Below are 14881 nucleotides of genomic sequence, written 5' to 3'. Positions count from 1 at the left end.
GAGCAGTCGAGCAAGCTCGACTCTACAATAGGCGCCCCTCACGCCCCGCAGTATCGCCATGACCGACCTCGCCCCGCAGACCCCGATCGAAACCCTGCTGAAGGCGGCGATGGACGGGGCGGTGCCGATCCGCGCCTTCATGGCGGCCTTCGTCGCCTCCGAGGTGGTGCTGCTGACCGGCAGCCTGATCACCCCTGACGGCAGTGGCTTCGACCCGCTGCTGTTCGACAAGCAGGGCACCCTGCATGTGGCCGTGTTCACTGATCCGTCGCGGGTGGGCATCTACAGCCAGCAGGCCGAACACCAGATCCGCTGGCTGACGCTGGACGTGCTGCGCCGGGTGCCCAGCGGCTACGGTGTCGTGATCAACCCGGGTACGCCTCTGGGCTTCGAGATCTCGCCCAGTGGCGTTGGCGAGATCCTGAAGGACTTCGCCCAGGGCTGAGCCGTTGCCGTGCTGTTTGCAGAGTCGAGCATGGCTCGACGCTGCAGAAGGCTTCCCTTCGAGCGCCGTCCGTGATCCCCTTGGATGACATTGGGATAGAGGCATTGCCATGGAATTCAGGGTATTAACCGCCGACGCACCGGAACGGCAGCAGTTGGCCCGGTGGTACCACGCGGAATGGGGCCAGGACGCCGGTCTGTCGCTTGAACAGGAACTGGAGCGGCTGAATCCGCCGCAGGATGCCGAAGGCTTTCCGCACCTGATCGCCGCCTTCGATGACGGTCAGGTGGTCGGAGCGGTGCAGCTCAAGCGCCGGGAGATGCCGGCATTCCCGCAGTACGAGCACTGGCTGGGCAGCGTGTTCGTGGCCGATAGTCATCGCGGGCGTGGGCTGGCTGGCGCACTGGTGGAACAGGCCGCGGCGCAGGCGGTGCGGATGGGCGTTTCCGAACTGTACCTGCAGACCGAATCCCTGGATGGCGGCCTGTATGCGCGGCTGGGCTGGAAGCCGCTGCAGGAAGCCGACAACCGGAACTATCGCGTGCTGGTGATGATGCGCAGGGTGGCCGCATGAATGCCCCCGCACCTCGCCATTCCCGGTCGGCCCTGATCTTCCTGATCGCGGCCATCGCCGCCGCGCTGGTGGCCATGCCCTTGCTGCGCGCGGTGGGCATTGTGCAGTGGCCGGTGTTCGTCATCGCCTGGCTGATCAACCTGGGCGCGGCGTGGCATCTGGCGCAGTGGGCGCGCCAGCAGGGCCGTTCGGCCTGGGCCTTCGGGTTGCCGGCGGTGCTCGGCACCGTCGCTTCGATCGTGGTCTATGTACTGCTGGCGTTGCTGGGGCCGAAGGCCACGGTGCGCTGAAAGCGCTGTGCCGAGCATGGCTCGGCACTACATGTGCCATGCGGAGCGCCGACGCAACCGCCGGCGCTCCATTACTTCACAGCGTCACCTTGCGCCGGTTGTCATCGCTCACCCGGTCGATCAGCTTGTTGTACGGATCGAAGCCCGCTTCATCCGGCTTTTCATCCACGGTCACCGTGATCTTCGGCGCGGCGCTGGTGATGTGGTGGCGCTGCAGATACAGCACCTTCTGGTCGCGTTCCTTGCCCGAAGGCCCGTTGGCAAACACGCCGATCTCGACCCAGTCATCCATCTTCCCGTCGCTCTCCTTGCCCTTGCCATCGGCGTACTGCTTTGCGGCGTGCAGGTCCAGGGTCACGTCGTAGCGGCCGTCATCGCGCTTGCGCGCGCTGGCGGCCAGCACCCGGTTGTCATAGAAGCTGATCTTCTCGAACAGGTCGGTGACCAGCTGCTGGCGATCAGCCGGGGTCTCGGCACGGATGTAGCCCAGCAGTTCGCGTGAGGTGGTGTACGGGGGTTGCTGGTAGCCCTTGTCCTGCAGGAAGCGCTTCAGGGCGCGGTTCAGGGCCTGCTCGCCGATCTCCTCGCGCAGCCGGTAGAACACCAGCGAACCCTTCTGGTAGTGGATGTACTGCTGGTTTTCCACGCGCTCCAGCGGCTGCTCCTCAATGGCCTCGCCACCGCGGCCAGACAGGTAGCCGTCCAGCTCGCGCTTGAGGAACTGGCGCATGTGCTGGCGGCCGTACTCCTGCTCCATCACCATCAGCGCCGAATACTGCGACAGCGACTCGGACAGGACCGTGGCGCCCTGCACATTGGCACCGATCACCTGGTGCGCCCACCACTGGTGTGCGATCTCGTGCGCAGTCACGTAGAACACATAGTCCACCTTGTCCGGGTCACGCAGGTCGGCGATGAAGCCGATGGCCTCGGAGTAGGGGATGGTATTGGCGAACGACTGCGCGAAGCGGGCATAGCCCGGGAACTCGATGATGCGCACCTGCCGGTGCTGGTAGGGCGTGAAGTTCGCTTCGTAGTAGGCCAGCGATTTCTGTACCGCTTCGATCATCCGGTCCACGTTGTAGCCGTGCGCCGGGTCGAAGTAGACCTCGATCGGGATGTCCTTGTACTTCGCCTTGCGTACCTCCCAGCGTGCCGACAGGTAGGCGTAGAAGTTCAGCATCGGGCGGTCCATCGCGTAGCTGAAGCAACGCCGGCCGTTCACCGTGGTCTCGTGCTGCAGGTAGCCCGGGGCAAGCGCCACCTGGTCCGGCGCCGTGCAGACCGTGGTACGGAAGTCGAGCCAGTCGGCATCGTTGGAGATGTAGGTGTTGGCACGCGCGGCTTCGTCTTCCAGCTTGGGCATGCGCCGCGGCTCACCCAGGTCACGCTTGCGCCGCTCGTTGCGGTCGCTGATCTCCGCACCTTCGTTGTAGCCGAAGGAGGGCAGCACGCGGCTGTTGAAGAACGTGCCGTTGTCCACGATGTTGCTCGGTGCCTGGCCGGCGGTAATGCCGTTGGGCTTCTGCACCACCCGGAAATGGACGTTGCGGCTTTCACCCGGCTTCAGTGGCGTGGCCAGACGGTAGATGCGGTAGCCGAGGTCAGCGTCGTGCATCGCCAGGGTCTGCCCGCCCAGATCGACCGCGACCAGCTGCTTGTCATCGCCCATCGAGACGTGCACGTCTTGGATCGGCGTGGCGTGGGTATTGCGCACCGTCCAGTTCGCATCGATCACCATCGACTGCGATTCCGGGAACAGGTCCACGCGGTTGTCCACCGCCACGATGCGGGGCTGCGGCAGAGTGCGGTACTTCGACAACTCACGCTCGTAGCGGGCCTGCAGATCCAGCTGCTGGTCGGGCGAGAGGAACTCGTTGCGGATGTTGGTGCTCCAGTACAGCCAGCCGCCCACACCGATGAAGGCCAGTGCCGCCAGCGCTGCAAAGGCGCCGGTCGGACCGCGCAGGCGACGACCGGCGAGGGCCAGGCGCTGGCGCAAGCCCTGGCTGACACCGCGTACCCAGAACGCCGAGGCCAGGCACATCAGGGTCAGCAGGAACAGCGCCCAGTAACCCTGGAACGCCAGCTGTCCGGTCAGGAAGTGGCCGTAGCCGTTCATGTCCGAATAGGGCGCGTTGGGCCAACTGCCAAAGTTGTACAGGTTCTGCGTGTAGTCGAGCAGGCCGAGCACACCCTGGCCGATCATCACCACGATCAGCAATGCGTAACCGACGAACTTGTTGTTGGTGAGCACCTGCAGCACCAGCGCCAGGCCGCCCATCAGGATGTAGACCACCGAATCCAGCGCCAGGCTGCGCAGGTACAGCAGCGGCTCCAGATGCGTGTAGCCCTTGGCCAGCTGCACGCTCATCGCGGCCAGCGCGCCGGCTGCCTGGAAGCAGACGATCACTGCCAGCAGGGCAGTGAACTTGGCCAGCAGCGGCACCCAGTTCGGCACCGGCATGGCATCGGTTACTTCGTTGATGCGCGCACTGCGTTCCTTCCAGACCAGTTCACCGGCGAAGAACAGCACGATGATCACCAGCAGCCAGCTGAAGGCACCCTGCAGGCCCATGATCATCTGCGAGGTGACCGGCCAGATCGAGGTGCCGTACAGCGTCTGCCGGAACAGCGCGCTGGGCAGGAAGTTGGCCAGGCCCAGTACCAGCAGCACGATGAACGGCACGCTGCGCAACACGCCACGTGTATCGAAGCGGACCTGGCGCAGGAACTGCTGCCACGCCGTGGTGGCGGTGAACGCCGGTACCACGCGCGGCAGTGTTGCACGGGTCGGGCGGACCGCACTGGCATCGGCAACCGGCTGCGCCTGCCTGCGGCCCCATCGACGACGGCCACTGCCGCTGCGTTCGGTGCGGAACAGTGCGAAGGTAGCGGCGAACAGCGCGGCGGCCACACCCAGCCACAGAGCGCGGTTGGCCAGCAGGTAGCCGGCCAACTCGGGAATTCCGCTGTTGCGTTCGGCGGTGGACCAGTAGCGGATCGTGCGGCTGAGCGCACGCATGCCCAGCGGCTCGCTCAGCACTGCGATCCACGTGTTGTCGATGTCGCGCAGCAGGGCCGCGCTGGCGCCGTACAGCACCAGGTAGGCCACCAGCCCGATGTACACCCACAGGATCGAACGGGTCAGCGCTGCCAGCAGCGACAGCAGTGCGGTGGTGAACAACAGGTTCGGGATGACGATGACCGCGAAGGTCCAGGCATAGCCCTGCCAGCTGATCGGGCCCATGCGTTCGGGATCGATCCACGGCATGAACGGCGCCAGCCACAGGCCAAACGCAATCACGATGTAGACCAGCAAGCCGGCGGCCAGGGCGGCAGCGATGCGCCCAGCCAGGTAGTCGCGGCGCTTCACCGGGCTGGCGAAGATCAGCTCGGCTGTGCCGAGCTCGAAGTCACGCAGCAGCGCGTTGCTGACGAACAGGGCGGTGACCAGCATGCCGAGCAGGGTGAAGATGCCCAGCATCTGCGCGATCACGGTGGGCGCGTTGCTGTGTACGTTGCCGCTGCCGCCACCGATCTGCACGGCGTCGCTGGAGGCAGCGGCGAAGGCGAGCAGGGCGAACAGGCCGGCCAGCAGCCACAGCAGGGGAGAACGCAGCTGCTCGCGCAGCTCGAAGCGGAAAAAGTTGAGGATCATGGCGTGCTCCGCTCAGGCTGCCGCGCGGGCACGGGCCTGCAGGCGCAGGCGCTGGAAGTACACGTCCTCGAGGTCGGGAGCCACCGCCGCGAAGCCGTCGCCGGGATCGTTGGCACTGTGCACGTGGATCACCGGGCGGCCACCGACCAGACGGGTCGACAGCACTACGTAGCGTGCTTCATGGTCGGCCAGTTCCGAAGGATCGACCTGCTTGCGCCAGACCTGCTGCTGCAGAGCATCGATGGCTTCGGCAGGGCGCCCGGTCAGCAGCACTTGGCCCTTGTTCATGATCGCCATGGTGGGGCACAGGTCGGTCACGTCTTCGACGATGTGGGTGGACAGGATCACCGCCACGTTCTCGCCGATGGCCGCCAGCAGGTTGAGGAAGCGATTGCGTTCCTCGGGGTCGAGGCCGGCGGTGGGCTCGTCGACGATCACCAGCCGCGGGTCGCCGAGCAGTGCCTGGGCAATGCCGAAGCGCTGGCGCATGCCGCCGGAGTACGTGCCGAGCTTGCGCTTGCGCGCGTCCCACAGATTCACCTGCTGCAGCAGACCATCGACCACCTCGCGGCGCTGCGCGCGCTGGGTCAGCCCCTTGAGCACCGCGAAATGTTCCAGCAGGTCCAGCGCGCTGACCTTCGGGTACACGCCGAAATCCTGCGGCAGGTAGCCCAGCCGGCGGCGCACCGCGTCCTTGTCGCGCAGTACGTCGATCGGCGCTTCGCCGGGAATGGTGAGGATGGCCGAACCGCTGTCGGCCTCCTGCAGGGTGGACAGCGTACGCATCAGCGAAGACTTGCCGGCGCCGTTCGGCCCGAGCAGGCCGAACATGCCGCGCGGGATGTCCAGGCTGACATTGTTGAGAGCGTGCACGCCGTTGGCGTACGTCTTGGACAGCGAATCTATCTTCAGCATGCGACGTACACCTTTCCGTGTGTGATCGCGCTGTTTATCACCCGCAACCGGGCTGGCGTCATGCGCCGTTGGTCATGGTGCCGTGCGGGTAGCAGGTGAGGGCACCCCACCGTTGAAGGGCGCGGCAGGGGCGGCTTCCAGTGCGTGGGGCTTCGCCAGGGCGGCAGGGGGCCAGCCTGTGAAGTCTTCCTGAATGCGTTGGGGAAGGTCGGCCGGATCACACAGGACGTCGACAGGGGCACCGATAGTCTTTGCGCCTCTCAGGGCCATTGCCATGCAGGCGTACATGCGGACTGTTACCGGAGTAGAGGGACTGGACAGCATTCTTGGCGGCGGACTTCCGCAGGCGCGGCTGTATCTGCTGGAAGGGCCACCGGGTTCCGGCAAGACCACGTTGTCGCTTCAGTTCCTGCTGGAAGGCCTGCGGCGCGGCGAACGCTGCCTGTACATCACGTTGTCCGAGACCGCCGAGGAACTGCGCGAAGTCGCCGCTGCCCACGGCTGGTCGCTGGATGGCCTGCACCTGTTCGAACTGGGATCGGCTGAAGGCGCAATGGGCAACGGTCGCCTGCAGTCGGTGCTGCATTCGTGGGAAATGGAGCTGGACGAGACGGTCAATCTGATCATGTCCAAGGTGGACAGCATCGGGCCCACCCGCGTGGTGTTCGATTCGTTGTCCGAACTGCGCCTGCTGGCCCAGGACTCTCTGCGCTACCGGCGCCAGATCCTTGCGTTGAAGCAGTTCTTCGCGCCCAAGAGCGCTACGGTGATCCTGGTCGATGACCTGACCTCTACCGGCGAAGAGCGCGATGGGCAGTTGCACAGCCTGTGCCACGGCGTGCTGTCGCTGGAACGCCTGACCCTGGATTTCGGCCCGGCCCGGCGCCGCATGCAGGTACAGAAGCTGCGCGGCGTGGATTTCATTGCGGGCTACCACGATATGGTGATCCGTCGTGGAGGACTCGAGATTTTCCCCCGCTTGATCGCCTCCGAGCACCACGACCGGTTCGTGGGTTCGCCGGTGAGCAGTGGCGTCGACGAGATCGATCGCCTGCTGGGCGGGGGCCCCCTGCGCGGAACCTCGACCCTGTTGACCGGTCCCGCTGGCAGCGGCAAGACCAACGTCGCCCTGCAGTACGTATGGGCGGCCTGCGAGCGTGGCGAACGCTGCTGCATCTTCGAATTCGACGAGCGGGTTGGTACCTTGCTGGCGCGTGCATCGGCACTGGACATCGACCTGGACAAGCATCTGCACTCGGGCCTGCTGGAGATCCTGCAGATGGATCCGGCCGAGGTGTCGCCGGGTGAGTTTTCCTGGAACCTGCGCAAGGCGGTCGAGCAGCGCAACTGCAGCGTGCTGGTGATCGACAGCCTGAATGGCTATGTCACGGCAATGCCACAGGAAAAGCAGCTGATGCTGCAGCTGCACGAGATGTTGTCCTATCTCAACCAGAAGGGCGTAGCGACGTTCCTGATCAATCCGCAGCATGGCCTGGTGGGCACCATGTCCACCGGCAGCCTCAATGTGTCCTACATCGCCGATGCGGTGGTGCTGTTCCGTTTCTTCGAGGCCAAGGGTCGCATCCGCAAAGCCGTTTCGGTAATCAAGAACCGCGGCGGTGCGCACGAAGACACCATCCGTGAGCTGAAGATCGACGGGCGTGGCATCACCGTCAGTGCGCCATTGGCAGACTTCCAGGGCATCCTGACCGGCACGCCCGAATTCGTGGGTGACAGCGCAGCGCTGCTGGGCCAGTCCGATGTCCGATAGGGACGAAGGCTGCACGGTCGTCCGCATCGTGGCGCCCTTCGGACGCGATGCCGACAGCATTGCCGCGGTACTGGAGGGGGTAGGGCTGGCAACGCGCATCGCCGGCAACCTGGAGGAGCTGGCCGAGCATCTGGATGATCGCACCGGCCTGGTGGTGGTGACCCAGGAAGCGTTGGTGCGCGGTGCCGACGGCATGCTGCCTGCATTGCAGCAGCAACCGGCCTGGTCGGATATTCCATTCATCCTGCTGCGCTCGGCGCGGTCGTACCGCCGTTCCACCCGCGAGGCACTGTTGCCAGCTTCGATCAACGTGGTGGAGATGGACCGGCCGCTTGGCAGCATGTCCCTGATCAGTGCCGTCCAGGGCGCACTGCGGGCCCGTGACAAGCAGTTCCTCGTGCGTGATCAGATGGCGGCATTGGCGGACGGGCGGGCCGCACTGTCCCGCAGTGAAACCGAGTTGCGCCTGATCGCCGATGCGATGCCGGTCCTGATCGCCTTTGTTGATCGTTCGATGTGCTTCCGTTTCGCCAACCGAGCCTATGAGACCTGGTTCGATCTCGCCACCGGCGAGGTGATCGGCAGGCACGTTCGCGAGGTGATCGGCGAATCCGTATGGCAGCAGCGCAGGGCGGCGATGGAGCGCGCGCTGGATGGCCAAGCGGCGCTCTTCGAGATCACCTGGCCGCATCCACTACGCGGTCGGCGCGACTGCGAAGTGCGTTACTCGCCACGTACCGATACCGAGGGCCGGGTCGACGGATTCCACGTCTTCGTTACCGATATCACCGCCGCCAAGCTGGCCCTGAGCAACAGCCAGCAGCACGCACATGCACTGGAGGCCATGGTGGCCGAGCGCACGCGTGAGCTGGAAGCGCAGATGGCTGCACGCGAGGCCAGCGAGGCCGCCCTGCGGCAGTCGCAGAAGATGGAAGCGATCGGCCAGTTGACCGGTGGCATCGCGCACGATTTCAACAACATGCTGACTGGCATCCTGTCCGCGCTGGACATCGTGCGCCTGCGCCTGGACATGGGGCGGGTGGATGATCTGGAGCGTTTCCTGGATACGGCCACCACCTCGGCGCAGCGTGCCGCGGCATTGACCCAGCGCCTGCTCGCGTTCTCGCGCAGGCAGTCGCTGGACGCGCGGCCGGTGGAGATCAACACGTTGCTGGTATCGGTGCAGCACCTGTTGCACAGCACGATCGGGGAAACGGTGCGGCTGCGTACCGAAACCTGCCCGGTGCCGCTGCACGCCACGCTGGATGCTAACCAGTTCGAAAGTGCGGTGCTGAACCTGGCCATCAATGCACGCGACGCGATGCCTGATGGCGGCGAGCTGATCCTGCGCACTGCGGAAGCAGATGTGCATGCAGGCCAGTATCCGGCAGTGCCGGCAGGGCACTATGCGGTGGTGGCAGTCGCCGACACGGGCGCCGGCATGGCGCCGGAAGTGGTCGAGCGCGCATTCGAGCCTTTCTTCACCACCAAGCCCATCGGCAAGGGAACCGGGCTGGGCATGTCGATGGTGTATGGCTTCATGCAGCAGTCCGGTGGTCACATCGCGATCGAATCGCGCCTGGGTGAGGGCACCACCATTTCCCTGTTCGTTCCACTGGTGGAGGCCGCGACCAGCGAAGCGGTGGCCGCTCAGGCCAAAGCCATCCGGCTCGGCGCTGGCCAGTCGATCCTGGTGGTCGAGGATGATGAGCAGGTGCGCATGCTGGTCACGGTGGTGCTCGAGGACCTGGGGTACCAGGCCCAGGTGGTGGGCGATGCGGACGCCGCGCTTCCGATCCTGACTTCGAACCAGTGCATCGATCTGTTGATCACTGACGTCGGCCTGCCTGGGCTCAATGGCCGCCAGCTCGCCGAAATAGCCCGTCACTCGCGGCCGACTTTGCCAGTGCTGTTCATGACCGGCTACGCGGAGAAGGCGCAGGAGCGCTCGTCCTTCCTTGATGCGGGCATGGCGATGATCGCCAAGCCGTTCCTGCTTGACGAGTTCAGCGCAGCGGTTCGCACCGCGATGCCTGAAACGGCAGGTGGCAATCCGTAGAGCCGGGCCTGCTCGACTGTTTTTGTGCAACGCCGAGCCATGCTCGGCTGATCTTTCCCGACGGGAGTCGCATCCGCTGGTCGAGCAAGCTCGACACTACCCGCGCTGCGACGATTCCCGCACCACCAGCTTTACCGGGATGCTCTGGCTGTCCACTGCCTGCCGGCCGATCAGTGCCAGCAGCCGCTCCACCAGCAGCTGGCCGGCCTGCTTGGTGTCCTGCTGCACGGTGGTCAGCGCGGGAGATACCGATGCTGCCAAGGGGATGTCGTCGAAGCCGGTCACCGCCACGTCCTGCGGCACCCGCAGGCCGGCTTCGCGCAGGGCCCGCATCGCGCCGATGGCGATCAGGTCGCTGGCCGCGCAGATCGCATCGATCGGCTCGCCGCGCGCCAGCAGTGCCTGGCAGGCCTCCTGGCCGGAGGCTTCGGTGGTGATCGCATCGTGCTGCAGCGCCGCCTCGGCAGCCAGGCCGTGGTCCCGCAGGGCCGCGACATGGCCGCGGTAGCGTTCCTGGAATTCGGGGTAGTGGCTGGAAGCATGGCCGAGGAAGGCGATGCGGCGGCAGCCCTGCTGCAGCAGGTGGGTGGTGATGTCGTGCCCGCCCTGGAAATTGTCGCTGCCGATCGACACGCCGGGTTGGCCGGGCAGGGCGGCGCCCCAGCGCACGAAGTGCGTACCCTGTTCGACCAGCCGTTGCAGGCGGTCGCGCGATTCGTGGTAGTCGCCGTAGCCGAGCAGGATGATGCCGTCGGCCTTGTTGCTGTCCTCGTAATCGGCCTGCCAGTCGGTGGACAGCTGCTGGAACGAAACCAGCAGGTCCTGCCCGTGCAGGGCGCAGGCGCGGGTGATCGAGCCCAGCATCGAATGGAAGAACGGGTTGATCAGCGAGTCGTCGTTGGTCGGGTCTTCGAAGAACAGCAGGGCCAGCGTGCCGGCATTGCGCAGGCGCAGGCTGGAGGCATTCTTGTCGACCTTGTAGTTCAGCTCGCGGGCGATGCGCAGGATGCGCTCGCGGGTCTCGGCATTGACCATCGGGCTGCCACGCAGGGCCCGCGACACGGTGGGCTGGGAGACCCCGGCCAGGTGGGCGATGTCCAGGGAGGTGGCTTTGCCTTTGATTGTCATGGGAACTGATAGGGAACGTGCAGCGATCATGATGCCATGAGGCTGGCCCCCTGCTTGCAGGTGCGCTCCTGTCTGAATGAACGGGATTGATGTTAAAAAATGTGACCAATTTGTCACTTTGACCTGATTTGCACAAAAGCACATTCAGCAGATGGACAGCTGCCATGGCATGGCCCTAGAGTCCGCGCACCAGGGGACAACAAGGCAGTTGACGTGGGCAGCAACGGATCAGGGATCGATCTGCAGGAGTCGCTGTGCGTGGACGATGGAGGCGCGCTGGCGTGCTTCGTCGCCCTGTTGGGGTTTCTGGATCGGCCTGCCGACCCCGACCAGCTCCGGCACCAGCTGGGCCACCCCGAAGGCCGTATCGATACACAGGATCTGTTGCGCCTGGCCAAGCGGATGGACGTCAAAGCACGCGTGGTACAGGCGCGGGTTACCGCGCTGCGCGATCATCCGCTGCCCGCCATCGCCTGCCTGGCCGACGGACGCTATACGCTCGTGCTCAAGGCCGACGCCGAGAACGTGTTGTGCTTCGACGCGGCGGCCGACGGACGCCCGGTCACGCTGTCCCTTGGCGAGTTCTCGCAGGAGTTCGATGGCCGCCTGTTGCTGATGACCACGCGTGAAAGCGTGGCCGGCGCCGCGAGGCGCTTCGATGTCGGTTGGTTCATTCCTGCCCTGGTGAAGTATCGCCGCCTGCTGCGTGACGTGCTGGTAGCCTCGTTCTTCCTGCAGTTGATGGCACTGATCACGCCGCTGTTCTTCCAGGTGGTAATCGACAAGGTACTGGTGCACAAGGGCATCACCACCCTGGAAGTGCTCGCCCTGGGCCTGCTGGTGGTTTCGGTGTTTGAAGTGGTGATGGGCGGGCTGCGCACTTACCTGTTCTCGCATACGACCAGCCGTGTGGATGCTGAGCTGGGCTCGAAGCTGTTTTCGCACCTCACCCATCTGCCGCTGGCCTACTTCCAGGCGCGCCGTGTCGGTGATTCGGTGGCGCGCGTGCGCGAACTGGAGACCATCCGCGAGTTCCTCACATCTTCGGCGCAGACCGTGGTGCTGGACCTGTTCTTTGCCATCGTGTTCCTGGCCGTGATGTGGCTGTACAGCCCTGCATTGCTGTTGATCGTGCTGATCACGCTGCCGCTGTACGCCGTGGTGGTGATGGTGGTCGGGCCGATGCTGCGGCGCCGCCTGGATGAGAAGTTCGTGCGCGGTGCCGAGAATCAGTCGTTCCTGGTCGAAGCAGTAACCGGTGTGGAAACCATCAAGGCGCTGGCGGTCGAGCCGCAGGCGCAGAACCGCTGGGACAAGCAGCTGGCGGGCTACATCCAGGCCAGCTTCCGCGCCAGCATGCTGGCCAACTGGGGTTCGCAGGCGGTGCAGCTGATCCACAAGCTGGCCACGGTGGCGCTGCTGTTCTTCGGCGCGCGGCTGGTGATTGACGGCAAGCTGACCGTGGGCGAGCTGGTGGCGTTCAACATGCTTGCCGGGCAGGTTGCCGGACCGGTGCTGCGCCTGGCGCAGTTGGCGCAGGACTTCCAGCAGGCGCGCATTGCCGTGGAGCGGCTGGGCGACATCCTCAACTCCCCTACCGAACCGGCCAGCTCACCCTCGCGTGCCAGCCTGCCGGCAGTAGATGGCCGCATCGCGCTGGAGCATGTGTCGTTCCGCTATCGGCCTGAGGGACAGGAAGTGTTGTCGTCGGTCAGTCTGGAGATCGCTCCGGGTGAGATCCTCGGCGTGGTCGGCCCCTCGGGGTCCGGCAAGTCGACCCTGACCAAGCTGATCCAGCGCCTGCACACCCCGGAGCGTGGCCGTGTGCTGGTGGATGGTGTCGATCTGTCCATGGTGGATCCGGCGTGGCTGCGGCGGCAGGTGGGTGTGGTACTGCAGGAAAACCTGCTGTTCAACCGCAGCGTGCGCGAGAACATCGCCATGGCAGACCCGGCGATGCCGATGAGCCGGGTGGTGGAAGTGGCCAAGCTGGCTGGTGCGCACGATTTCATCCTGGAGCTGCCCGAGGCCTACGACACACGCATCGACGAGCGTGGTGGCAATCTCTCCGGCGGCCAACGGCAGCGTCTGGCAATCGCGCGTGCATTGGCGATCGATCCGAAGATCCTGATCTTCGACGAGGCGACCTCGGCGCTGGATGCGGAGAGCGAGGAAGTCATCCAGGACAACCTCAAGCGGATGTCCGCCGGCCGCACCGTGATCATCATCGCGCATCGTCTGTCGGCGGTACGCCAGGCCAACCGCATCGTGACCCTCGAACGTGGCCGCATCACCGAGACCGGCACGCACGAGGATCTGCTGCGCGCGGGAGGCCGTTACTCACTGCTCTACACCAAACAGATGGGCCTGCCCGCCGTGGCGGCCCCGCTGAACTGACCACCGCGCGCCCAGCCAAGGACAGCACGCATGTTGAAGGGACTGAGGCACCACCTGGGCATCCTGCGCGAGAGCCTGCGCGCGGAGCGTGCGCAGCCGGACCAACGCGATTCGGCGGCGCCGGACTTCCTGCCGGCGGCGCTGGAGATCCTGGAAAAGCCACCGAACCCGATCGGCCGCACCGTTCTCTGGTTGCTGATCGCCTTTCTGGCCATTGCATTGATCTGGTCGTGCCTTGGCCGCCTGGACATGGTCGCCGTGGCTGAAGGCAAGGTGATTCCGCGCGGCAACGTGAAGGTGATCCAGGCCGCGGACCAGGGTGTGGTCCGTGCGATCCATGTGGTCGAAGGGCAGTCGGTGAGGGCCGGCACGCCGCTGCTCGAACTGGACCCGACGGTCAGCCATGCCGAAGTCGAGCAGGCGCGCCAGGCGTTGCTGACCGCGCAGATCGATGTGGCACGGGCGCAGGCCGTGGTTGACCACGTTGCTGGGCGGGCCGGTCGCTTCATCGCACCGGAGGGAACGCCTGACAGCATCGTTGCCATCCAGCAGGCACTGGTGGCCGCCAAGCAGCGCGAGTTCGATTCCACTGTGGGCGGCTTGCAGCAGGAGCGTAGCCAGCGCGATGGCGAGCACGGCATGATCCTGGCCGAGATCGCCAAGTTGGAAGAGCAGCTGCCGCTGGCCACCGATCAGTTGAACAAGCTGGAGGAACTGAGCCGCGACAACTATGTGCCGCGACTGCAGGTGGCCGAAGTGAAGGAGCGTGTTGTCGGCATGCGCCAGGACCTGGCGATCCGTCGCGAAGAGCAGCGCAAAGCGACCGCAGCGCAACTGGCGGCCAGCCAGCAGATGAGCAAGAGCCGCAGCGAGTTCGCACGCGAAGCATTGGATGCCCTGACCGAGGCCGAAGCGGCGCGCGCGCTGCGTGGCGAAGAATTGAAGAAGGCCCATGACAAGGCCGGTCACACGGTGCTACGCGCACCGGTGACCGGCGTGGTGCAGCAGCTGCAGGTGCACACCATCGGCGGTGTGGTGAAGCCGGCCGATGCGCTGATGGTGCTGGTGCCGCATGACGGCGAGCTGGTGGTCGATGCGATGCTGCCCAATCGCGATGCCGGCTTCGTCCGCGACGGGCAGCCGGTGGAGGTGAAGCTGGAGGCCTATCCGTTCACCCGCTACGGTGTGGTGGATGGCGTGGTCGAGACTGTGGGCCGCGATGCGGTACAGACCGAGAAGGAAGGGTTGCGCTACCCGGCCCGCGTGCGCCTGCTGCAGCCCTGGATCGAGGTGGATGGGAGGCGTCGCGCGTTGGCACCGGGCCTGGCAGCAACGGCGGAAATCAAGACCGGTGATCGGCGCATCATTGAGTACCTGTTGTCGCCGCTTTCAAGACGTGTGCAGGAAGCGGGGCGGGAGCGATGAGCGAGCGCGGACCTCAACCCTGAATCCGATCACATTTTTTGCCAACCGGCAACGTGCCGAAATTGTTGTTCAACCCAATGGAGTGGAGAACTGACATGAGTGGTCGCACCATCACCCAGGTTCCGAAGCGGTCCATCACCACGATCGTCAGGCGGATGAAGACCGCCAGCGCGAGCGCCTCGATTGGCGACAACGCAGCGCTGATGGCGTCCATTG

At 65.3% G+C, this 14881-nt stretch carries 11 protein-coding genes; 7 read left to right on the top strand and 4 right to left on the bottom strand.

All coding sequences use genetic code 11. The annotated features are described in order from the left end of the window. The first annotated feature begins 58 nt into the window (after nt 1-58). From V9K93_RS03465 to V9K93_RS03455, 3 genes are all read left to right on the top strand, one after another. On the top strand, nt 59-445 hold the full coding sequence (locus tag V9K93_RS03465; protein WP_046985696.1) for an SseB family protein: 387 nt from the start codon (nt 59-61) through the stop codon (nt 443-445). Nucleotides 446-554: 109 nt separating this feature from the next. Continuing rightward, nucleotides 555-1019: a GNAT family N-acetyltransferase gene (locus V9K93_RS03460; protein WP_337302086.1), complete on the top strand. Its 465-nt coding sequence runs from the start codon at nt 555-557 to the stop codon at nt 1017-1019. Further along, nucleotides 1016-1309: a hypothetical protein gene (locus V9K93_RS03455; RefSeq protein WP_046985698.1), complete on the top strand. Its 294-nt coding sequence runs from the start codon at nt 1016-1018 to the stop codon at nt 1307-1309. The genes V9K93_RS03460 and V9K93_RS03455 overlap by 4 nt, the downstream gene beginning before the upstream one ends. Before the next feature lie 76 nt (nt 1310-1385). On the opposite strand, the gene V9K93_RS03450 is transcribed toward V9K93_RS03455, so the two are convergent. Continuing rightward, nucleotides 1386-4970 (bottom strand): ABC transporter permease/M1 family aminopeptidase, encoded by a 3585-nt coding sequence (locus tag V9K93_RS03450; RefSeq protein WP_337302085.1) that lies wholly within the window; start codon nt 4968-4970, stop codon nt 1386-1388. 12 nt (nt 4971-4982) lie between these two features. Beyond that, nucleotides 4983-5885 (bottom strand): ABC transporter ATP-binding protein, encoded by a 903-nt coding sequence (locus V9K93_RS03445; RefSeq protein ID WP_004147722.1) that lies wholly within the window; start codon nt 5883-5885, stop codon nt 4983-4985. 274 nt (nt 5886-6159) lie between these two features. On the opposite strand from V9K93_RS03445, the gene V9K93_RS03440 reads away from it, so the two are divergent. Together V9K93_RS03440 and V9K93_RS03435 are read left to right on the top strand one after the other, a co-directional pair. Next, the gene (locus V9K93_RS03440) at nt 6160-7656 is read left to right on the top strand and encodes an ATPase domain-containing protein (RefSeq protein ID WP_046985701.1); all 1497 of its coding nucleotides are present in this window, start codon (nt 6160-6162) and stop codon (nt 7654-7656) included. After that, nucleotides 7646-9715: a PAS domain-containing protein gene (locus V9K93_RS03435; protein WP_337302084.1), complete on the top strand. Its 2070-nt coding sequence runs from the start codon at nt 7646-7648 to the stop codon at nt 9713-9715. Before V9K93_RS03440 ends, V9K93_RS03435 begins: the two co-directional genes overlap by 11 nt. Before the next feature lie 96 nt (nt 9716-9811). Here the strand turns inward: V9K93_RS03435 and V9K93_RS03430 are convergent, their stop codons facing one another. Then, complete coding sequence (locus V9K93_RS03430) at nt 9812-10843, bottom strand: LacI family DNA-binding transcriptional regulator (RefSeq protein WP_046985703.1); 1032 nt, start codon at nt 10841-10843, stop codon at nt 9812-9814. A gap of 213 nt (nt 10844-11056) precedes the next feature. Here V9K93_RS03430 and V9K93_RS03425 point away from each other — a divergent pair, with 213 nt between their 5' ends. Both V9K93_RS03425 and V9K93_RS03420 read left to right on the top strand, forming a co-directional pair. Further along, entirely contained in the window at nt 11057-13240 is a 2184-nt protein-coding gene (locus V9K93_RS03425; RefSeq protein ID WP_282568112.1) for a type I secretion system permease/ATPase, read from the top strand. A 30-nt stretch (nt 13241-13270) separates the two neighbouring features. Then, entirely contained in the window at nt 13271-14665 is a 1395-nt protein-coding gene (locus V9K93_RS03420) for an HlyD family type I secretion periplasmic adaptor subunit (protein WP_046985704.1), read from the top strand. Nucleotides 14666-14678: 13 nt separating this feature from the next. On the opposite strand, the gene V9K93_RS03415 is transcribed toward V9K93_RS03420, so the two are convergent. Continuing rightward, entirely contained in the window at nt 14679-14879 is a 201-nt protein-coding gene (locus tag V9K93_RS03415) for a hypothetical protein (RefSeq protein ID WP_046985705.1), read from the bottom strand. Between the last annotated feature and the right edge of the window lie 2 nt (nt 14880-14881).

Source organism: Stenotrophomonas sp. CCNWLW162, from assembly GCF_037203745.1.
GTDB lineage: Bacteria > Pseudomonadota > Gammaproteobacteria > Xanthomonadales > Xanthomonadaceae > Stenotrophomonas > Stenotrophomonas maltophilia_AQ.
The sequence above is the reverse complement of the archived record's forward strand: the minus strand, read 5'-3'. Positions and strand labels throughout refer to the sequence as shown.

Bases quoted from the DNA above. Each gene is read 5' to 3' on its own strand.
- V9K93_RS03465 (WP_046985696.1), top strand. From the start codon at position 59: ATGACCGACCTCGCCCCGCAGACCCCGATCGAAACCCTGCTGAAGGCG.
- V9K93_RS03460 (WP_337302086.1), top strand. From the start codon at position 555: ATGGAATTCAGGGTATTAACCGCCGACGCACCGGAACGGCAGCAGTTG.
- V9K93_RS03455 (WP_046985698.1), top strand. From the start codon at position 1,016: ATGAATGCCCCCGCACCTCGCCATTCCCGGTCGGCCCTGATCTTCCTG.
- V9K93_RS03450 (WP_337302085.1), bottom strand. From the start codon at position 4,970: ATGATCCTCAACTTTTTCCGCTTCGAGCTGCGCGAGCAGCTGCGTTCT.
- V9K93_RS03445 (WP_004147722.1), bottom strand. From the start codon at position 5,885: ATGCTGAAGATAGATTCGCTGTCCAAGACGTACGCCAACGGCGTGCAC.
- V9K93_RS03440 (WP_046985701.1), top strand. From the start codon at position 6,160: ATGCAGGCGTACATGCGGACTGTTACCGGAGTAGAGGGACTGGACAGC.
- V9K93_RS03435 (WP_337302084.1), top strand. From the start codon at position 7,646: ATGTCCGATAGGGACGAAGGCTGCACGGTCGTCCGCATCGTGGCGCCC.
- V9K93_RS03430 (WP_046985703.1), bottom strand. From the start codon at position 10,843: ATGACAATCAAAGGCAAAGCCACCTCCCTGGACATCGCCCACCTGGCC.
- V9K93_RS03420 (WP_046985704.1), top strand. From the start codon at position 13,271: ATGTTGAAGGGACTGAGGCACCACCTGGGCATCCTGCGCGAGAGCCTG.
- V9K93_RS03415 (WP_046985705.1), bottom strand. From the start codon at position 14,879: ATGGACGCCATCAGCGCTGCGTTGTCGCCAATCGAGGCGCTCGCGCTG.